Origin of the sequence: Erythrobacter cryptus DSM 12079 (genome assembly GCF_000422985.1) — a bacterium.
Taxonomy (GTDB): Bacteria; Pseudomonadota; Alphaproteobacteria; order Sphingomonadales; family Sphingomonadaceae; genus Erythrobacter; species Erythrobacter cryptus.
The window spans coordinates 392,836-412,237 of record NZ_AUHC01000001.1; the positions used below are offsets into that span (position 1 = coordinate 392,836).

Genomic DNA, 19,402 nt, shown 5'->3' on the forward strand with positions numbered 1-19,402 from the left:
TCTCCATGATCAGTGGGCGCGCCGCTCAGATGCGCTCAATCGAGGTGGTGCTGTTGTTGAAGTAGAACTTGCAGCGCCAGCGCTCGAAGCTAACCGTCATCTGGCTGCGGCGGCTCTGCATGATCACGTCGATGCGGTTCTTCTCCGGATGGGGCGTGACGCTTTCGATGAAGATATTGCGCAGCCCCTTGCGCTCGCCGCGGTCACGGCAGACACTGCGGGCGCGATCGGGATCGTAGCTGCCGCCCCAACCGCCAAAGCCGCCTTCCCACGAACCGCCCGAACCGCCAAACCCGGCCGAAGTGCCGAAGATGCGCTTGGTCCAGCGATAGGAGAAGTGTCCGCCTTCATAGCACTTGCGCTGCTGCGGCAGGCAGGTGACCCCGTAGGCCGGGCTGAAGGGCTCGCCGTAATAGCTGGTGTCCCAATCCTGATCGTGCTTGCGCTTCTTGCCGTGCTTGGAGGCGATGGCGATACCCGCCCCGAGAATCGCCAAGCCTACCACCGCGGCGGCGGCATCGTCCTTCTTGTCGTCACTTCCCCGGCGCGCATCCTGGGCCAGCGCGGCCTGCGGCGCCACGGAGCCGGCCAGCAGGGCAATGCTGGCGGCCAATCCGGCAGTCTTTCTCATTGGCTCCCTCCATCATGTCCACCAACTGGGGCGGACCGCTGGGATGCACTCTAGGCGAGACGAGCCGAGTTCGTGGCGCCAGATGACCCGATCTTGGTCAAGCGCCTGTCCGATTTGCCGCGCCGGCCGCGGAACGCACTGCGCGCTGTCAGATGAGCCTGACAACCCCGAGTTCGGCCAGCCTTTCGGTGGTGGCGGTCCAGCGCTTGGCAATTTCGGCAAGAAAGGGGATGAAGCTTTCGGGATCAACCACCTTGTCAGTCACCACCAGCTTGCCGCGACAGCGCTCGGTGATCAGCCCCTGCGCCATCAGCCGCGCGGTTGCGCGGCGCACGGTCTCGAACGGCAGATCGAGCACCTGCGCGATCGCGCGGCGCGACAGCGTGCCGCGCTCCTCGGGCGGAACCGCGAGCTTGCGCTTGAGCGGCACGCCGCGGCCTGCCAGGCGCATCGTCCGCTGCGCTCCGGCCACAATCAGCACGTGCAGCGCCAGCATGTCGACCGGCTTGAGGCCATACATGTGCCGCACCTCGATGTTGATCTGCAGCAGCGCATTGCCAATGGCGTAGGCCACCGGGAGCGGCGCCTCGGCAACCATCTCCTCGCGCACATCGAACAGCGCTTCGCCACGGCGCAGGTGCCGCATGATCCTGTGATCCCCCAGAACGTTGCCGGCGCAGATTGGTGACTTGGCCCGATCAAGGCAAGCCGGATCGTGCGGGTGGCGGCCTCAGCCGGCGCTCTCGAGCGCGAGGCGGCCGGCTTCCTCGCGGGCAAAGGCGCGCTGAAAGGCCGGGCGCGCGGTCAGCCGCGCGCGATAGTCCTTGAGCGTCTGCGGCACGCCCTCATCAAGCCCGATATTTTCAGCAAGGATCAGCGCATAGCCAACGCAGATATCGGCCACGGTGAAGCGATCGGCGCACAGATATTCGCGCCCCTCGAGGCGCTGTTCGACCTTGACGAGGCGCTTGTGGAACCACTTGGCGTAAGACCGGCCCGCCTCTTCCAGCCCCTTGTCCTTCTCGAACAGGCAGAAGCGCATATAGACCGTCTGCGGAAAGGTGATCGTGGCATCGGCGTGATAGGTGAAGTCGCAATATTCGGCGTAATCCCTGGCGCCCGGGGCGATGGCAAGGTCGGTATGGCCCTCGCGGGTGGCAAGGTAATGCGCGATGGCGCAGCTTTCGGTCATCTTCGCCTCGCCATCAACCAGCATCGGCACCGTGCCGAGCGGGTTGAGCGCGAGATAGTCGGGCGCAAGATAGCGCGGCGGAAAGGGCAGGATGCGAAGGTCAATATCAACCTCGGCTTCTTCGGCCGCCCAGGTCGCGCGCAGGCCGCGCGAGCGGGCGCAGGTGTAAAGGATGGGCTTGGTCATGACGGCTTAGCCTAATGGCTTTCGGCGCTGCCCACACCCAGCACTTTGTGCAAGGCAAAGGCGATGGCCGCGCCCAGCGCCAGGCCGACCAGGGCCGAAAGCACCGTCGCGGTGAGCCAGCCCAGCACTCCGCCCGCGGCGCCCGCGCCCGCGTGCACCCAGTGCTCGGCGGCGTGGATCGGGCCGTAGAACCCGTCCCAGCCAAGCTTGTGGAGGCTGTCGACCACGATGTGCCCGCCGACCCAGAGCATGGCGATGGTGCCGATGATCGAGAGCACCGCAAGCAGCTGCGGGACGAAGCGCAGCAGGAAACGCCCGGTGCCCTGTGCCGCGCTGCTGGGGCGGCGGGCAAGGGCAAGGCCGATGTCGTCAAGCTTCACGATCAGCCCGACCGCGCCATAGACCGCCACCGTCACCACCACCGCCACCAGCGCGAGCACCGCGGCGCGCATCGCCAGGCTCTCAGCCGCGACCTCGGCCAGTGCGATCGCCATGATCTCTGCCGACAGGATGAGATCGGTGCGGATCGCGCCTGCCACCCGCTGCTTTTCAAAGGCGACCGGATCGGCAATCTCGTCCTCGAGCGTTGCCCCATGCTTGGCAAAGCCGAGCTTTTCCATCACCTTTTCCGCGCCCTCATAGGCAAGGAAGGCACCGCCCACCAGCAGCAACCAGACGATCGCCTGGGGCAGGAACTCGGACAGGAGCAGCGCGGCGGGCAACAGGATAATGAGCTTGTTCCTGAGGCTGCCCAGCGTGATCTTCCAGATGATCGGCAATTCCCGTGCCGGGGAAAGGCCCGTCACATAACTCGGGGTGACCGCAGCATCATCGATCACCACCCCCGCAGTCTTGGTGCCGGCCTTGCCCGCGGCCAGGGCCACATCGTCGATCGAGGCCGAGGCTGCCTTGGCAATCACCGAAATGTCGTCGAGCAATGCGACCAGTCCTGACGGCACGGCAAACCCCCTTGATGCGAATCGTGTGGCCAATCCCGGCGCCTGCCCCGACAGTTCCCGCGCGACAAGTCTTGCAATTTGCGCGCAAGGCTGTAAGGGGCCGCGCTTCGGCGGGGATGCGCCCCGGCGATTTGTCGAAGAAAGCCGGAGGGGCCCCGCGCGCCGCATCAGGTGCAGGCGCCGGATCAGCCAGCGATCGGCAGGGAAGTGAAAGGACGCAAGGATGGCGCTCTACGAGCACGTCTTTCTTGCGCGTCAGGATCTGAGCCAGGCTCAGGTTGACGCGCTGGCGGCGCAAGCCACCGAAATCATCGAAGCCAACAACGGCAAGGTCACCAAGATCGAAACCTGGGGTTTGAAGTCGCTCGCCTACAAGATCGCGCGCAACCGCAAGGCCCATTTCGTGCTGCTCAATATCGATGCCCCCGGCAGCGTGGTGGCCGAACTCGAGCGCCAGACCCGCATCAATGAGGACATCATCCGCTACATGACCGTGCGGGTCGATGCCCATGAGGAAGGCCCCTCGGTGATGATGCGCAAGAACGAACGCGAGCGCAAGCGCCGCGAAACCCGTGAGGAGCGTGACTGATGGCCCGCCCATTTTTCCGTCGTCGCAAGTCCTGCCCCTTCGCGGCCAAGGATGCGCCCAAGATTGATTACAAGGATGTGCGCCTGCTGCAGGGCTTCATGTCCGAGCGCGGCAAGATCGTGCCCTCGCGCATCACCGCGGTCTCGGCCAAGAAGCAGCGCGAACTCGCCCAAGCGATCAAGCGCGCGCGTCATCTCGGCCTTCTGCCCTACATCGTGAAGTAAGAGGGGACAGTCATGGAAATCATTCTCCTCGAACGGATCGAGAAGCTCGGCACCATCGGCGATGTGGTGACGGTGAAGGACGGCTATGCCCGCAACTTCCTGCTGCCGCAGAAGAAGGCGCTGCGCGCCAATGAGGCCAACCGCAAGATCTTCGAAGCCAACCGCGAGCGTCTCGAGAAGGAAAATGCCGAACGCCGCGCCGCGGCCGAGAAGCTCGGCGAAAAGGTCGAAGGCGCCGAGGTGGTGCTGATCCGCGCCGCCTCCAACGCCGGCCAGCTCTACGGCTCGGTCAGCGTGCGCGACATCGTTGCCGGCCTCGCCGAACTCGGCCACACGGTGGACAAGCGCATGGTGATCATGGGCGCGCCAATCAAGACCATCGGGATGCACAATGTCACCATCGCCCTGCACCCCGAGGTGCGGGTGACGGTCAAGGCCAATGTTGCCCGCTCGGACGACGAGGCCAAGCTGCAGAGCGAAGGCGTGGACGTGCTTGCCCAGATGTTCGCCGACGAGCAGCGCGCGATCGAGGAACAGGCCGAGGCGACCCGCATCGACACCAGCCTCGAGCCGGGCGAAATCCCGGCCGAACTGCGCGAGGGCGGCGAAGAGGCCTGATCCTTTCGGCCCCACGGCCAGAAAACACGGCAGGGCGCGAAGGTCGGATGCGATCTTCGCGCCCTTGTTGCAATCACCGCCCGCCTGCGCCACGGCCTTGCCAAACAAGCATAACAACAAGGGAGCAGAACATCTGCCATGATCGACATCCCCGCCATCCTCGCCCAGCTTCAGGAGCATTATGACGAAGCCGTGCGCAACCTGCGCGAGGACGTGATCGCCTTCGGGCGTGATGGCACCCTGCCCCCGCCGAGCCGGCGCGAGGATGGCTCCTATGCCTATCCCCAGATCACCCTGCATTATGGCGGGATCGGCGCGCCGCGCGATCGCAGCCGCGCCTTCGGGCGGCTCGAGGCGCCCGGCACCTATGCCACCACCATCACCCGCCCGGACCGCTTTGCCGCCTATCTCACCGAGCAGCTCGAGCTGATCGCTGCCGAATACGAGATCGAGGTTACGGTCGAGCGCTCGCGCCAGGAGATCCCCTTTCCCTATGTCCTCGATGGCGAGGCCGGCGCGGCGATGGTGGGGGTGGCCCCGCAGGAGATCGCGGCGCATTTCCCCTCGACCGACCTTGCCCTCATTGGCGATGAACTTGCCGACGGGATCGAGCTTGACGGCGATCACCCCATGCCGCTCTCGCTGTTCGATGGGCTGCGCACCGATTATTCGCTGGCCCGGCTCAAGCATTACACCGGCAGCGAGGTGGCCGATTTCCAGGACTTCATCCTGTTCACCAACTATCACCGATATGTCGATGAATTCGTGAACTGGGGTGCGCAGCAAATCGGCAAGGACGGCTATGAAGCGCTGACCGGCGCGGCCGGGCTCGACATCCGCGCGCCCACGCCCCACGCGCAGGATCAGCTCAATGACACCGCCTGGCGCCGCCACCAGATGCCCGCCTATCACCTCATTCGCAAGGACGGGCGCGGGATCACCCTCGTCAACATCGGCGTCGGTCCTTCCAATGCCAAGACCATCTGCGATCACCTCGCGGTGCTGCGCCCCCATGCCTGGATGATGATCGGCCATTGCGGCGGGCTTCGTTCCACCCAGAAGATCGGCGATTTCGTGCTCGCCCACGCCTATCTGCGCGATGATCACGTGCTCGATGCGGTGCTCCCGCCCGAGGTGCCGATCCCGCCCATTGCCGAGGTGCAGCAGGCCATGGCGGCGGCGGCCGAGCAAGTCTCGGGCGTCCAGGGCGCCAACCTCAAGCAGCGGATGCGCACCGGCACGGTGGTCACCACCGATGATCGCAACTGGGAGCTGCGCTATTCCTCCTCGGCGCGGCGCTTCTCGCAGAGCCGCGCGATCGCGATCGACATGGAAAGCGCCACCATCGCCGCCCAGGGCTATCGCTTCCGCGTGCCCTATGGCACGCTGCTGTGCGTTTCGGACAAGCCGCTCCACGGCGAGATCAAGCTGCCGGGGCAGGCCAACAAGTTCTACGAGGAAGCGATCGCGGCGCACCTGCAGATGGGGATCGTCGCGGTCTCGCGCCTGCGCGACGAGGGCGACCGGCTGCATTCGCGGAAGTTGCGCGCCTTCAACGAGCCGCCTTTCCGCTGAGCCGCAGCCGCAGCGATCCGGCAGGCAACCCCACTCGGGTCTGCGCTGAAAGCACTACTTGCCGAACACCAGTTCAGCGGCGTTGCTGATGGTGTTCTCGAAGCGCCGGACGCTGCTGAGGAACACGGCCGCAGGAATGCCATCGCCGGTCACGACGTCCCACGTGAACACCGGATCGCCCTCGTCATCGAGCGAGGCAGAGGCATAGCGATACTTGGCGGCGAAATCCGATACGGCGCGCGCCGTCCACGGCTCCTCGCGGTCAAACGCGGTGCGAAACTGCACCGAATCGCAGCCCTTGTGCGTGGTCTTGTCGCAGCCATAGAACAGCATCGTCACCCGGTAGCCCTCGCCCCGGAAACGGATCAGCGGATCGCCCAGATCGTCCTTGTCGAGCGTGGTCTCGTAGCCCGCACCCTTGAGCACCGCGACCAGCCCTTCGGGCTGGGCTGCGCTCACCATGCCGCGCTGCGTTTGCGCGGCGGCGGGCACGGCAAGGGCGGCGCACAGCGCCAGGCCCGATGCAAGCGCCAGCGCGCCGCGCGCTGCATTGATGCGTAATGCCATAATCTTCCCCCCCAATCGCGTGTCCGACTCGCTTCTATCCCTCCACCGGGCAGTGGTCCACCACTATCCCTTGCCCTTGGTCCTGGTCTTGCCGCCCGCGGCATTGGCAGCGATGAAATCGATGATCTGCCCGGCCACGTCCTTGCCGGTGGCGCTTTCGATGCCTTCAAGCCCCGGAGAGGAATTGACCTCCATGATCACCGGGCCGTGATTGCTTCGGAGCATGTCCACCCCACACACGTTGAGGCCCATGCGCCGCGCCGCGCGCACCGCGGTCGAGCGTTCCTCGGGAGTGATCCGGATCACCTCGGCCGAACCGCCGCGGTGGAGGTTGGAGCGGAACTCGGTCTGCGCGCCGGTGCGTTTCATCGCCGCGACCACCTTGCCCCCCACCACCAGCGCGCGGATATCAGTGCCCCCGGCTTCCTTGATGAATTCCTGCACCAGGATGTTGACGTTTGCGCCGCGGAAGGCCTCGATCACCGACTTGGCGCTCGACATGGTCTCGGCCAGCACCACGCCGATGCCCTGCGTGCCCTCGATCAGCTTGATCACCACCGGCGGCCCATTGACCGCGCGGATGATCTCCTCGGCGGCCTTGGGATCATTGGCATAGGCGGTGAGCGGCAGGCCGAGCCCGTGCTTGGCGAGGATCTGCAGCGCGCGCAGCTTGTCGCGGCTGCGACCGATGGCGACGCTCTCGTTGAGCGGCCAGATCCCGGCCATCTCGAACTGCCTGAGGATGGCAAGGCCGTAATTGGTTATCGAGGCGCCGATGCGCGGGATCACCGCATCATAGGCGGCAATCGGCTCACCATTGTAATAGACCACGGGCCGGTGGCTGGCGATGTGCACGGTGCAGCGCAGAGTGTTGAGGATGTCGAGGCTGTGGCCGCGCGCCTCGGCGGCCTCTTTCAGCCTCCTGTGCGAATAGAGGTTGGCGTTGCGCGCCAGCATCGCGATCTTCATCTGTGGTCTTCCCTCGCCGGCGCTCTAGCCGCGGCCCGGCCCCATATCCGCAATCCCTGCGGATTGCAGCCACGAATGGCCGCTATCCACCACTGCCCGCCGCCGCAGCGCGGTGCGGCCGATCAGCATCGGAAACTGCATCTGGGAACGATCCGCCAGGCTGATTTCCGCCCGAAAGGTGAGGCTACCGATCGTAAGCGGCGTCTTGATGACAAAACGGCGCTGGGTCTCGCCATTGGAACTGGTGACCCCGCGCAGATCGACATGGATCGCCTCGCAGAAATGGCGCATCCCGCCCCAATCGACGGCAAAGCGCACGAACCGCTCGCCCTTGCGGGTGAATTCATCGAGCACATGGGCATGGAGCGAGGAGGTGCGCGCACCGGTATCGATCTTGGCCGGAATGCCATGAAGGCCAAGCTCGGGCAGACTGACAAGCTCGCGCCAGCCCACCACTATGAGGGGCTTGGGTTTCGAGGGGCCGGGCGCCTTCAAGGCAGGATCGCCAACCCGTCGCCGCCCTCGCCCGCCTTGAGCCGACGCAGCACCTTGCCGCTGGCATAGTCCACCTCGGCGATGGTGCTGGTACCGGTTTCGGCGACATAAATGCGGCTGCCGTCGGGCGACCACAGGATCGTCACCTGAAAGCGGCTCTGCGCCTCGGCGGGACCGGAGACAGCAATCTTGCGGATCACCTTGGCCTTGGCGGTGTCGATGACAGTGAGGCTGCCGTCCTGCAGATCGGACGTGACCGCCACATCGCCTTGCGGACGGACGGCGATGCGCAGGGGAAAGCGCCCGGTGGCGATGGTCTTGCGCACCTCGAGTGTTTCGGCATCGAGGACAAAGGCCTGATTGGATCCACGCGCCGAGACCCACAGGGTCTTGCCATCGCGCGACAAGGCAATGCCTTCGGGCTCCTCGCCCACCGCCACGGAGCGCGGTGCTACGCCCGGTACCAAGGTCACCCGGGTGACAGTGCGCGAGCCCAAATCGGTGGTCCAGGCGGCGCTTGCATCGCCCGCAACCGCGATCATGTGGCTGCCCAGCTTTCCGGTTGCAAATTCCGCGAGCCGCGGCGCGCCCGAAAGCGGCGCGCTGATGCGAAACAGTGCGCGGCGTCCCTCGGCGGTGACATAGATCGCGCCTGATGGATGCCAGACGATCCCATGCGGACGCGCGTTCTCACCCAGTTCGATGCTGGCAACCTTGGCCAGTTCGGCGGTGGTGAAGATATCAACCGTGGTGCCGCCATAGCAGGCAAGTGCCACATGCTCGCCATCGGGCGAGGTGGCAAGCTCGTGCGGATTGGCGCAGCTTGGCACCCGCAGCACCTCCGCGCCGCTGGCAAGATCGAGCCTCGAGAGCGTATTGCCGCGCTTGGCCGCGACGAACAGCGCGCCCTCGGCCCGTGCCCCGGCGGCAGGATGGCTGGCGGCAAGCACCGCCAGCATCGCTGCGACAAGGCTGCGCGAAGGCCGCTTCACCAGCCCGCCTTCTCGCCCTTGTTCTGCTTTTCCAGCCACTTCATCAGCGGGGCAAAATATTCCATCATCGCCTTGCCGCTCATCTGCCTTGTGCCGGTGAAGGCTTCGAGCGCATCGGGCCAGGGCCGCGAGGCGCCCATTTCCAGCATCGCGTTGAGCTTCGCGCCCACGTCCTTGTTGCCATAGAAGGAGCAGCGGTGGAGCGGCCCCTTCCACCCGGCAATATCGCAGGCCGCCTTGTAGAACTGGAACTGCAACAGCCGGGCAAGGAAATAGCGGGTGTAGGGCACGTTGCCGGGAATGTGATACTTGGCGCCAGCGTCAAAGCCATCCGCCGGACGCTCCACCGGCGGGACGATGCCCTGATATTGCAGCCGCATCCGCGTCCAGGCGGTGTTGGTGTCGGCCTCGGGGATCGAGCCGTCGAACAGGGCCCAGCGATAGCGATCGATCAACAGGCCAAAGGGCAGGAAGGCGACCTTGTCCATCGCCTGGCGCAGCAACAGGCCGATATCCTTGTCGGCGCTCGGCACGTCCTTCGGATCAAGCAGGCCGATCTGCACCAGATATTCAGGCGTGATCGAGAGCGCGATCATGTCGCCGATCGCCTCGTGAAAGCCGTCATTGGCCCCGTTCAGATAGAGCAGGTCCTGCTTGTTGTAGGCGCGCTGGTAGTAATTGTGGCCGAGCTCGTGGTGGATGGTGATGAAGTCATCGGCATTTGGCTTGATGCACATCTTGATGCGCAGATCATCGACATTGTCGATATCCCAGGCCGAGGCATGGCAGATCACCTCGCGGTCGGCCGGCTTGACGAACTGGCTGCGCTCCCAGAAGGTCTCGGGCAAGGGCGCAAAGCCGAGCGAGGAGAAGAATTGCTCGCCGATCTTGACCATGCCAATCGGATCGAGGTTCTTCTTCGTGATGAGGTCGGCAAGGTCATAGCCGATATCGCCCGCCCCCGGGGGGGCCACCAGCGGATAGATATTGCCCCATTCCTGCGCCCACATGTTGCCGAGCAGATCGGCGCGGATCGGGCCGGTACGAGGCTGCACCGCATCGCCATATTTCTCGTTGAGCTTGCGCCGCACATAGGTGTGGAGCGCGATGTAGAGCGGCCTTACCTCCTGCCACATGCGCTCGGTCTCGGCGGCGAATTGCTCGGGCGGCATGTCATAGCCCGAACGCCACATCGCCCCGAGGTCGGCAAAGCCCAGCTCGCGCGCACCCTCGTTGGCGAGCGCGGTCATGCGGGCATAGTCCTGCCGCATCGGCGCGCCGACATTGTCGTGCCAGCTCACCCACATTTCCTTGAGTTCCTCTGGCGAGCGCGCGAGATTGCCCATCTCCGCCTCGATGTCCGAGCCGTTGATCGGCTGGCCGCCGAGCGTGCCGCGGCCGCGCCCATAGGCCGAATTGAGCCGGGTGGCGATGGCGTTGAGCTCTTCGGCCGCGCCCGGACGGGCCGGCGCGGGCAGCGAAATGCCGATGCGCAGCATGTCGAGCTTGCGGCGCGTCTCGGCATCGAGATTGGCAAGTCCGGCATAGCGCGCCGCCTCGTTGGCATAGGCGACCTGGCGCTTGGTCAGCTCGGCGCCATATTGCGCGGCGAGCGTGTCGGTATCGAAATTGATGTAGGTGGCGTTGAGCCAGCTCACCCGGCCATAGTCGACGAGGAAGGGGGCAAGCTCGGCCTCGACCCGGGCCACGAAGGCGCGCGCCTCGGCAGCGCTCGGGGCCGCGACATCGGCCGTAGCCGCAGCCGTAGTGGCGGGGGCAGGCGCGGCGTCATCCTCGGCGGCAAGCGGCGCCGCCGCGGCGATGGCGAGCGCAGCGACAGCGCCGCGCAGAACATGGGCGGTAATGGTCATCGGTTGGGTTTCCCGGAACTGATCATGGGACTGCCCGGCGGTGTGAACCGCCCTGCGGCGGGAATCAAGCCGTGAGGAAGGCAAGAATCCCCTCGGCCAGTTCGGGCCGAGTGGCGCTGTCGAGGTGGCCGCCGGGGATTTCCTGATAGCGCGCCCGCGGCAGCAGCCTTGCCAAATCCGGAGCCGAGCCATTGTCCTGATCGCGCGCGCCGCAGATCACCAGCGTCTCCACCTCCACGGCGACCAGGCTGGCCGGATCGAGATTGGTGAAGGTGTCGAGCAGCAGCCGTGCCGCCACCCGATCAACCCCCTGGGATTTCAAGAACTGGCGCGAAAGCCAGGCTGGGTCCTCGCGGGTGATGGTGTCGAACTCATCGATCACCCGGCGGAAGAAGGCACCGCGCCGCTGCCAGTCGGCAAGGCCGGAAACCCCCATTCCCGCCAGCACCAGGCGCCGCGGGGCAAAGACGCCGCTGGCGCAGCCATGAGCCGCGGTGCGCGCGCCGAGCGAAAAGCCGACCAGATCATAGCCTTCCTCCTCGAGGGCGAGGTGATCGATTAGCGCGGCGACATCGCGCACCAGCACGCCCGGCGGATAGGCCGCCGGATCGTGCGGCGCCGCGCTGTGCCCATGCACGCGAAAATCGAGCATCACCACCCGCATCCCGGCCTCGGCAAGGCGCGCGGCATGGCCCCACTTGATCCAGTTCATCTCGGCCGAGGAAAACAGGCCATGCAGCAGGATCGCCGTGCGCCCCCCGGCCCCGGCGCTGTGATAGGCAAGGCGGGTGCCATCGAAGCTGTCGAACATGTGCGTGGTGATGCTCATGGCCCGCCTGCTAGCGTGCCGCCGACGCAAGCGCCAGCGTGCTTGAAAACAGTAAGCCTGCTTATTATAAGCTCACGCATGAGCATTGCCACCGGCTATCGCCTTGCCGACAATTCGCGCCAGCTGCGCCGCCTGTTCGATGAGCGGGTGCGCTCGCTCGGGCTTACCGGGCCGCAGGCGCGGCTGCTTCTTGCACTTGCCCGCAATCCAGACCGCAACCAGGCCTTCTATGCCGAGCGGCTCGAGATCGAGCCGATCACGCTCACCCGCATCTGTGACCGGCTCGAGGATGCCGGCTGGGTCGAGCGCCGCGCTGCGCCGGCAGACCGGCGCGCGCGCATCCTGCACCTGACCGACAAGAGCCGCGGCATCGTCACCCGCCTCGAGCAGACGGTCGAAGCCCTGTCAGAAGACATGCTCGCCGGGTTTGACGAGGAGGACCGCGCGCTGTTTGCCGCCATGCTGGCGCGGATTGCCGACAATCTGGCCGCCGCACGTCAACCCGAGGCCGCCCATGGCTGAGGCCGATCCCCTGCGCCCTGCCCCCGAGACCGGCGAAGCCAGCGCGCCCGCGCCTGCGCCCGCCACCCCTGCCGGGCCGACCCCCGCTGCCGCGCCGCGCGGCAGGTGGCGGCGCTGGGCGGTGATGCTGGCGGTGCCGCTGGTGCTGATGATCGCCGCGCTTGCCTATTGGCACAGCCTTGCCGGGCAGGTCTCGACCGACAATGCCTATGTAAAGCAAGATCTTGTCTCGGTCAGCGCCGAGGTCGGCGGCAGGATCGTCGAGGTCGCGGTTGCCGAGGGCGAGGATGTCGCCGCGGGCGACCTCTTGTTCCGTATCGATCCCGAGCCCTACCGCAACCAGCTGGCCGAGGCCGATGCGGCAATCGCCGCGGCCGAGGCCAATCTCGTCGTGCTGAGCAATGATGCCGATCTGACCGGCACCGAGATTTCCGCGGCGCGCAAGGATGTCGGCTTTGCCGAAGCGCGGTTCGAGCGGGTGCGCGCGCTGCGCGAGAAGGGCTTTGCCACCAAGGCCGATTACGAGGCGGCCGAACAGGCGGTGCTCCAGGCGCGCGAGGCCGTGGCCCGGGCGCAGGATCGTCAGCGCGAGGCCCGCGCCCGGCTGGCCACCGGATCGGCGGTGCCCGGGGTCAACCCCCAGCTTGCCGCCGCCCGGGCACGCCGGGCCAGCGCCGAGCTGGCGCTGCGCCGCACCGAGGTGCGCGCGCCCGCCGCGGGCCGCATCGCCGAGGCCGATCGGCTCCAGGTGGGCCAGCAGGTGGTGCCCAACCTGCCGGTGCTCACCCTGGTGCGCGCCGGATCGGCCTATATCGAGGCCAATTTCAAGGAGACCGACCTTGCCGATATGGCGGTGGGCCAACCGGCCGAGATACGCATCGATGCCTATCCCGGCTTGGTGCTCAAGGGCCGCGTTGCGTCCATCGGCGCCGGCACGGGGGCGGAATTCTCGGTGCTCCCGGCGCAGAACGCCACGGGCAATTGGGTCAAGGTTACCCAGCGCGTGCCGGTGCGCATCGCGCTCGAGGAGCAAAGCCCGCGCCGCCTGATCGCGGGGCTTTCGTGCGAGGTGACGGTGTTCACCGATCGCCGCCGGCGCGGCTGAGATGGCAAGCGCGGCGGCCAATCCCTCGGCGGCCGGGCCGATCGCGCCCCCGCACCGCCCAGACCAAGCCGAGCTTCAAAGCCGCAACTATCCGCTGATGATCATCGGGGTGATGGCAGCATCGCTGTTGCAGATCCTCGATACCACCATCGCCAATGTCGCGCTGCCGCACATGCAATCCTCGCTCGGCGCAACAGTTGAAACCATCACCTGGGTGCTCACCAGCTATATCATCGCCTCGGCGGTGGCGCTGCCGATCACTGGCTGGCTGGCCGACCGCATCGGCGCGCGGCGGCTGTTCATCGGCTCGGTGGCGGGCTTCATCCTCGCCTCGGGCCTGTGCGGCCTTGCCCAGAACCTCGAGGAGATGGTGATCTTCCGCGCGCTGCAGGGCGTCGCCGGGGCCTTCATCGCCCCCCTCAGCCAGTCCTTCATGCTCGATACCACCCGCCCCTCGCGCCACCCGCAGGTGATGGCCCTGTGGGGCATGGGGATCATGATCGGCCCGATCCTGGGGCCGATCCTCGGCGGCTGGCTCACCGAAACCGCCAACTGGCGCTGGGTGTTCTTCGTCAACCTGCCGGTGGGCGCGCTCTCGCTCGCCACGCTGATCGCCTTCCTCCCGCAGCGGCCAAGGCGCGCGCGCAGTTTCGACCTTGCCGGATTTGTGCTCCTCGCACTGGCGCTGGCAGCCTTCCAGCTGATGCTCGACCGCGGCCAGCAGCGCGACTGGCTCGCCTCGGCAGAAATCTGGGCCTATCTGCTCATCACCCTTTCAGCCACCTGGATGGTGGTGGTGCATTTTGCCACGGCGCGCAGCCCGCTGTTCGAACGCGCGCTCTTTGCCGATCGCAACTTTGCCCTGGCGCTCGCCTTCATGGTGGTGATCGGGATCGTGATGTTCGCGGTGATGGCCCTGCTGCCGCCGATGCTGCAGAACCTGCTCGGCTATGGCGTGATCGACACCGGGCTGGTGCTGATGCCGCGCGGGGTGGGGATCCTCGTCTCGATGCAGATTTCCGGGCTGCTGATGCGCCGCGGGATCGACGCGCGCCCGGTGGTGGCAAGCGGCTTTCTCATCAGCGCCTTTTCCTTGTGGCAGATGGCGCATTGGTCGCTCGCGGTCGATGCGCGGCACATCATCATCAGCGGCCTGGTCCAGGGGCTGGGCATGGGCCTCGTGTTCATCCCGCTTCAGGTCAGCGCCTTTGCCACGCTCAGCCCGACCCTGCGCACCGATGGCTCGAGCCTATTGAACCTGTTCCGCTCGCTCGGAGCCTCGGCGGGGATTGCGTGGATGACTGTGCTGCTGGCGCGCAACCTCCAGGTGGCCCACGGCGATCTCGCCAGCCATGTGACCGCGGGCACGGGAAGCATCATCGATTTTTCCACCACCGATCGCTTCCAGGCGCTGGGCAATGCGGGGATGGCGCTGATCGATGCCGAGGTGAACCGCCAGGCGGCGATGATCGCCTATATTGATGACTATTGGCTGATGATGTGGATCACCCTTGCCGCTGCCCCGCTGGCGCTGCTGATGCGCCGCAACCGGGCGCCGGCAGGGCCGGTGGCGCTGAGCGAGTAGGGCCTACCAGTAATCCTGCATGATCGCGCGCGCCCATTCCGGCTCGCGCAGCGCCCCGCGCGGGGCAAAGCCCTGCATCACCGGCTTGATATCGAGCACCGGGGTGCCATCGACCGCATCGAGCCCGCGCAGCCGCAGGGTGAGGCCGTCAACCCCGAGGATCTCGCAGGTCGTCAGCCCCAGGCGGTTGGGCCGGTTCTTGCCGCGCTGCGCAAAGATCCCGACCCGCGGCCAGTCCGCGCGCCCGCGCGGATGGCGCGCACCGGTCTCGATCTTCGCCTCGGGCACCCGGTCGAACAGGAAGATCACCTCGCAATGGCTGAAATCGCCAAGCCCCGCCAGCGCATCGGGGGTAAAGCGCTTGGGATCGAGCGCAATTGCCGCCTCAACCGCGCCCCAATTGTCATCGATCACCTGCGCGCGCCCGCCCACGACATGGCCGATCGGATAGAGCGTGATCGCCCCCGGCGCCTCAGCGGAAGAAGCACTGGGTTCCGGCATAGAGCATCTCCACCGCATCATCCTTGATGAAGCCCCCGATCTTCTCGCCCAGCGCAAACTCCTCGCCGAGCGTGCTGCCGGCGATCGGGGCAAAGCCGGGGGCGGCCTCCACTAGCGCGCGTGGGCTGGCAAGCGCCACCTTGCTGCCGGAAAGGCGCAGCCTACCGCGGCCCGGCGCATCGCCATCCTGCCTCTGATGCCAGTTCCAGCCCACCAGCCGCCCTTCCTGGAAATGGGCCGTAAGCCCGCCGGGAAAATCGGTGAAGGTGATCGGGCCTGCCGGGCAATCGGGATTGGCGCCGCTGCGCATCGCCGGGCCGAGCACGCGGGCGAGCGCAGCCTCGACCTCCTTCTACCCGGCGGCGAAATAGAAGGCTTCGGCCCCAGCGCTCAGGCCCTCACCGCGCAGCTCGACCACATCGGCAGCAAGCGCCTCGCCCGCCGCCGCGCCCTCGGCGCGCTCGGTCGGGCTCGGCACCTCGCCGCTGTCACAGCCCGCCGCGAGCAGCAAGGCCGCAAGCACAGCCAGCCCCGCGCGCATCGCGCCTAACCCTTCTTCAGGTGCCGGCGGCCGAGCAGTTCGGCAATCTGCACCGCGTTCAAGGCCGCGCCCTTCCTGAGGTTGTCCGAGACCACCCACATCGACAGGCCGTTTTCCACCGTCGGATCCTCGCGCACGCGGCTGACAAAGGTCGCCGCATCGCCAACGCATTCGATCGGGGTGACGTAACCGCCATCCTCGCGCTTGTCGATCAGCATCACGCCCGGCGCCTCGCGCAGGATATCCTGCGCCTCGGCCGCGCTGATTTCCTTCTCGAACTCGATATTGACCGCTTCGGAATGGCCGACGAACACCGGCACCCGCACGCAGGTGGCGGTGAGCTTGATCGCGGGGTCGAGGATCTTCTTGGTCTCGACCACCATCTTCCATTCCTCCTTGGTCGATCCATCCTCGAGGAACACGTCGATGTGAGGGATCACGTTGAAGGCGATCTGCTTGGTGAACTTGGCCGGCTCAACCGGATCGCCAACAAAGATCGCGCGGCTCTGGGCGAAGAGCTCATCCATGCCCGCCTTGCCCGCGCCGGAAGTGGACTGGTAGGTCGCCACCACCACCCGCTTGATCCGGGCGACATCGTGGAGCGGCTTCAAGGCCACCACCAGCTGCGCGGTCGAGCAGTTGGGATTGGCGATGATGTTGCGCTTTGTGTAGTCGTCGATCGCATCCGGGTTCACCTCGGGCACGATCAGCGGTACATCAGGGTCCATGCGGTAGAGCGAAGAATTGTCGATCACCACGCAGCCCGCCGCAGCCGCCTTGGGAGCATAGAGCTTGGCCGGGCCGGAACCGGCGGCAAACAGGGCGATGTCCCAGCCGGCAAAGTCGAAGTGCTCGATGTTCTTGCACTTGAGCATCCGCCCGGTATCGCCGAACTCGATCTCGGTCCCGGTCGAGCGCGGCGAGGCGACCGCGGCCACCTCGTCGCAGGGAAATTCGCGCTCGGCCAGCACCTGCATCATCTCGCGCCCGACATTGCCGGTTGCGCCGACCACTGCCACCCGATAACCCACCTGGCTTTCTCCTTCTGTCTCGCGTGGGCGCCATAGCGCGCGCGCGGCCAAGCGCAACGCCTATCCGCAATGGCTGCAGACCTATTCGGCAGGCGGCGTCACCCCGTGGGCGGCAAGGAAGCGGAAGATGCTGTTCCACAGGTGCGGGCCCACCATCGGCCCGCCGACGCGGTGGGTATAGCCAGGATAGAGCATCATCTCGAAGGGGCGGTTGGCCTCCTGCAGCACGCTGATGAGCTCGCTGCTGTGCTCGAACACCACATTGTCATCGGCCATGCCGTGGATCAGCAGCAGCGGATCGGCAATCCGGCTCGCCTCACCGATGGCGCTTGCCCTGGCATAGGCCTCGGGCACCTCGCGCGGATCGCCCATGTAGCGCTCGGTATAATGGGTGTCATAAAGCTCCCAGCGCGTCACCGGCGCCCCCGCAATGCCGGCGGCATAAAGCCCGGGATCGGCCTCAAGCATCTTGAGCGTCAGATAGCCGCCATAAGACCAGCCATAGATCGCGATCTTGTGAGGATCGACGAAGGGCAGGCTCTTGAGAAAGGTCGCGCCCGCCTTCTGGTCGCGCACTTCGACGCTGCCCATGGCACGGTAGAGCGGCTGCTCGAAATCGACCCCGCGGTTGGCCGAACCGCGGTTGTCGAGCACGAAGTAGATATAGCCCTTGTCAACGATCGCCTGGGCGAGCGCACCGCCCCAGCCGCGCGTCACCATCTGCGGCCCCGGCCCGCCATAGTGGCTGAAGAACACCGGATAACGCTTGCCCGGTTGCATCTTGGGCTTCAGCATCATCCAGTGGAGCGGTGTGCCGTCCTCGGCCGCGATCGTCCCGAATTCGGGCGTGGCATGGCCGGCAAGGAAGGGGGCATAGGGATGCGCGCCCTCGACCCGGTTCTCCTCGATCCAGGCGACCCGCGTGCCATCGGGCGCGGCGAGATAGGATTGCGGCGGCTGGCTCGGGCTGGAGCGGGTGACATAGAGCATCCGCCCGGCCCCATCCATGCTGGCGCCGTGGGTGAAGGCGGGATCGCTGAGCAGTTCCGGCGCCCCCGTGCCGTCAAGCCGCGCGCGATAGAGCTGCTGGGTCAGCACCTCATGGGTGGCAAGATAGGTGAAGGTGCCCGCCGCCTCGTCCACCCCCACCAGCCGCGTGGTGGGCGAAGCGCCGCGGGTCAGCTGTTGCCAGCGCCCGTCCCTCAACAGGTAGAAATGGCCAAAGCCATCACGCTCCGACCACCACAGTAGGCTGCCGTCCCTCAAAAAGCGGTAATTGTCCGACAGGTTCACCCAGTAATCGGGCCGTGCCGCGGTTTCGCTGAACCAGATCTGCGCAGCGCCGGTGGCAGGATCGACCTTGAGCATGTCGATCCGGCTCTGCGCGCGGTCCTGCCGCTGGACATAGATTGCGGAAGCATCGGGCGCCCAATCGACCCGGGCGACATAGATATCGACATTGGGGCCAAGATCGACCTTGACCGGGCGCGAACCATCGGGGTCCATCACGTAAAGTTCGACCACGGCGTTGTCGGTGCCAGCCATGGGATAGCGCTGGTCATAGACCCGCGTGCCCTTGGCGCCGATCGCCGCGCGGGTGACGATCCCCACCGGGGCCTCATCGGTGCGCTGCACCACCAGCCGCTTCTCGTCTGGCGCCCACCAATAGCCCTCGAGCCGGTGCATTTCCTCCTGGGCGACGAACTCGGCCTCACCCCAGCGGACCGCCTCACCCTCGCCCTCGGGCGTGATCGGGCGCGCCGCTCCGCCCACCGGCCCCACCCACAGCCGCCGATCGCGCACGAAGCTGACGAACCGACCTTGCGGCGAAAGCTGGGGATTGAGTTCGGTGCCCTCGGAGTCGGTCAGCCGGGTGACGGTGCCATCGAGCCGGGCCAGGAACAGATCGCCGTCAAGCGGCACCAGCACCCCTTCCCCATCGGCCGCCCATTGATAGGTGATGATGCCCTTGAGATTGCCGATGCGCGCGCGCTCGCGCTGCATCTTCTCCTCCTCGGACAGCTCGCGCCCCGAGCCGAGCCTCTCGGAATCGACCAGCATCCGCCATTGGCCGGCCTCGATCTCATAGCCCCACAGGTCATAGCGCTCGCGATCATCCGGGCGGTTCCTGAGCAGGGTGAGCCAGCGCCCATCGGGCGAGAGCCGCGCCTGACGCGGGGCCGGGCCATCGAGGCCGGGCGAGGCATACACCCGCTCGAAGCTGAGCACGGGGGGCGCGGCGCTCACCGGCGCCTCCGCAGCTGCAGGCGCGGCAAGAAAGAGGGTGAGAGCGGCAATGAGGCAAGATCGCATGTCAAGGACAGGCCCTTCGCATGTGGCACGAACGGCCCGGTTCATGGCGAAGGGCGGACGAAATTGCAAAACCCCTGCGCGCGCATGTCCCCGCACCGGATCACGCA

General features: G+C 66.4%; 22 protein-coding genes. 7 read left to right on the forward strand and 15 right to left on the reverse strand.

Going from position 1 to position 19,402, the window contains the following annotated elements; translation table 11 throughout:
* Positions 1 to 25 precede the first annotated feature (25 nt).
* From G524_RS0101875 to G524_RS0101890, 4 genes are all read right to left on the reverse strand, one after another.
* Positions 26 to 631: a hypothetical protein gene (locus tag G524_RS0101875; protein WP_156893976.1), complete on the reverse strand. Its 606-nt coding sequence runs from the start codon at positions 629 to 631 to the stop codon at positions 26 to 28.
* A gap of 148 nt (positions 632 to 779) precedes the next feature.
* The gene (locus G524_RS0101880) at positions 780 to 1,277 is read right to left on the reverse strand and encodes a helix-turn-helix domain-containing protein (protein WP_027442185.1); all 498 of its coding nucleotides are present in this window, start codon (positions 1,275 to 1,277) and stop codon (positions 780 to 782) included.
* Positions 1,278 to 1,361: 84 nt separating this feature from the next.
* The gene (locus G524_RS0101885) at positions 1,362 to 2,009 is read right to left on the reverse strand and encodes a glutathione S-transferase family protein (RefSeq protein WP_027442186.1); all 648 of its coding nucleotides are present in this window, start codon (positions 2,007 to 2,009) and stop codon (positions 1,362 to 1,364) included.
* Positions 2,010 to 2,020: 11 nt separating this feature from the next.
* Positions 2,021 to 2,968: a DUF808 domain-containing protein gene (locus G524_RS0101890; protein WP_027442187.1), complete on the reverse strand. Its 948-nt coding sequence runs from the start codon at positions 2,966 to 2,968 to the stop codon at positions 2,021 to 2,023.
* A gap of 223 nt (positions 2,969 to 3,191) precedes the next feature.
* On the opposite strand from G524_RS0101890, the gene rpsF reads away from it, so the two are divergent.
* The 4 genes from rpsF (at position 3,192) to G524_RS0101910 (ending at position 5,974) form a co-directional block, all read left to right on the forward strand.
* Positions 3,192 to 3,557, forward strand: coding sequence for a 30S ribosomal protein S6 (gene rpsF / locus G524_RS0101895; protein WP_027442188.1), 366 nt, complete (start codon positions 3,192 to 3,194; stop codon positions 3,555 to 3,557).
* Positions 3,557 to 3,781: a 30S ribosomal protein S18 gene (gene rpsR / locus G524_RS0101900; RefSeq protein ID WP_027442189.1), complete on the forward strand. Its 225-nt coding sequence runs from the start codon at positions 3,557 to 3,559 to the stop codon at positions 3,779 to 3,781. The genes rpsF and rpsR overlap by 1 nt, the downstream gene beginning before the upstream one ends.
* A gap of 12 nt (positions 3,782 to 3,793) precedes the next feature.
* A complete protein-coding gene (gene rplI / locus G524_RS0101905) occupies positions 3,794 to 4,399 on the forward strand; it encodes a 50S ribosomal protein L9 (RefSeq protein ID WP_027442190.1) in 606 nt (201 codons plus the stop codon).
* Positions 4,400 to 4,537: 138 nt separating this feature from the next.
* A complete protein-coding gene (locus G524_RS0101910) occupies positions 4,538 to 5,974 on the forward strand; it encodes an AMP nucleosidase (RefSeq protein WP_027442191.1) in 1,437 nt (478 codons plus the stop codon).
* 54 nt (positions 5,975 to 6,028) lie between these two features.
* Here G524_RS0101910 and G524_RS14695 read toward each other — a convergent pair whose 3' ends face one another.
* The 6 genes from G524_RS14695 to G524_RS0101940 all read right to left on the reverse strand — a co-directional run bounded on the left by G524_RS14695 (position 6,029) and on the right by G524_RS0101940 (position 11,697).
* Positions 6,029 to 6,541 carry a YbjN domain-containing protein gene (locus G524_RS14695; RefSeq protein ID WP_051220832.1) on the reverse strand — a complete coding sequence of 171 codons (513 nt, stop codon included), beginning with the start codon at positions 6,539 to 6,541 and terminating at the stop codon, positions 6,029 to 6,031.
* Positions 6,542 to 6,604: 63 nt separating this feature from the next.
* The gene (gene rimK, locus G524_RS0101920; protein ID WP_027442192.1) at positions 6,605 to 7,510 is read right to left on the reverse strand and encodes a 30S ribosomal protein S6--L-glutamate ligase; all 906 of its coding nucleotides are present in this window, start codon (positions 7,508 to 7,510) and stop codon (positions 6,605 to 6,607) included.
* Positions 7,511 to 7,534: 24 nt separating this feature from the next.
* Positions 7,535 to 7,966: an ATP-dependent zinc protease family protein gene (locus G524_RS0101925; RefSeq protein WP_342662439.1), complete on the reverse strand. Its 432-nt coding sequence runs from the start codon at positions 7,964 to 7,966 to the stop codon at positions 7,535 to 7,537.
* Between the two features lie 35 nt (positions 7,967 to 8,001).
* Positions 8,002 to 8,997 carry a YncE family protein gene (locus G524_RS0101930; protein WP_245561263.1) on the reverse strand — a complete coding sequence of 332 codons (996 nt, stop codon included), beginning with the start codon at positions 8,995 to 8,997 and terminating at the stop codon, positions 8,002 to 8,004.
* Positions 8,994 to 10,868: a M2 family metallopeptidase gene (locus tag G524_RS0101935; RefSeq protein WP_036857091.1), complete on the reverse strand. Its 1,875-nt coding sequence runs from the start codon at positions 10,866 to 10,868 to the stop codon at positions 8,994 to 8,996. The genes G524_RS0101930 and G524_RS0101935 overlap by 4 nt, the downstream gene beginning before the upstream one ends.
* A 64-nt stretch (positions 10,869 to 10,932) precedes the next feature.
* Positions 10,933 to 11,697: an alpha/beta fold hydrolase gene (locus G524_RS0101940; RefSeq protein WP_027442196.1), complete on the reverse strand. Its 765-nt coding sequence runs from the start codon at positions 11,695 to 11,697 to the stop codon at positions 10,933 to 10,935.
* A gap of 78 nt (positions 11,698 to 11,775) precedes the next feature.
* Between G524_RS0101940 and G524_RS14700 the strand changes: the two genes are divergently transcribed.
* The 3 genes from G524_RS14700 to G524_RS0101955 are packed head-to-tail and all read left to right on the forward strand — an operon-like array spanning position 11,776 to position 14,909.
* The gene (locus G524_RS14700; RefSeq protein WP_036857094.1) at positions 11,776 to 12,219 is read left to right on the forward strand and encodes a MarR family winged helix-turn-helix transcriptional regulator; all 444 of its coding nucleotides are present in this window, start codon (positions 11,776 to 11,778) and stop codon (positions 12,217 to 12,219) included.
* Positions 12,212 to 13,324, forward strand: coding sequence for an HlyD family secretion protein (locus tag G524_RS0101950; protein WP_027442197.1), 1,113 nt, complete (start codon positions 12,212 to 12,214; stop codon positions 13,322 to 13,324). Before G524_RS14700 ends, G524_RS0101950 begins: the two co-directional genes overlap by 8 nt.
* Before the next feature lies 1 nt (position 13,325).
* Positions 13,326 to 14,909 (forward strand): MDR family MFS transporter, encoded by a 1,584-nt coding sequence (locus G524_RS0101955; RefSeq protein ID WP_027442198.1) that lies wholly within the window; start codon positions 13,326 to 13,328, stop codon positions 14,907 to 14,909.
* 3 nt (positions 14,910 to 14,912) lie between these two features.
* Here the strand turns inward: G524_RS0101955 and G524_RS0101960 are convergent, their stop codons facing one another.
* The 5 genes from G524_RS0101960 to G524_RS0101980 all read right to left on the reverse strand — a co-directional run bounded on the left by G524_RS0101960 (position 14,913) and on the right by G524_RS0101980 (position 19,295).
* On the reverse strand, positions 14,913 to 15,410 hold the full coding sequence (locus tag G524_RS0101960; RefSeq protein WP_051220835.1) for an SAM-dependent methyltransferase: 498 nt from the start codon (positions 15,408 to 15,410) through the stop codon (positions 14,913 to 14,915).
* A complete protein-coding gene (locus G524_RS17135) occupies positions 15,382 to 15,735 on the reverse strand; it encodes a hypothetical protein (protein WP_027442200.1) in 354 nt (117 codons plus the stop codon). The genes G524_RS0101960 and G524_RS17135 overlap by 29 nt, the downstream gene beginning before the upstream one ends.
* Positions 15,736 to 15,762: 27 nt before the next feature.
* On the reverse strand, positions 15,763 to 15,951 hold the full coding sequence (locus G524_RS17140; RefSeq protein WP_027442201.1) for a hypothetical protein: 189 nt from the start codon (positions 15,949 to 15,951) through the stop codon (positions 15,763 to 15,765).
* Positions 15,952 to 15,956: 5 nt separating this feature from the next.
* Positions 15,957 to 16,982, reverse strand: coding sequence for an aspartate-semialdehyde dehydrogenase (locus G524_RS0101975; protein ID WP_027442202.1), 1,026 nt, complete (start codon positions 16,980 to 16,982; stop codon positions 15,957 to 15,959).
* A gap of 81 nt (positions 16,983 to 17,063) precedes the next feature.
* Entirely contained in the window at positions 17,064 to 19,295 is a 2,232-nt protein-coding gene (locus tag G524_RS0101980; RefSeq protein ID WP_027442203.1) for a S9 family peptidase, read from the reverse strand.
* Between the last annotated feature and the right edge of the window lie 107 nt (positions 19,296 to 19,402).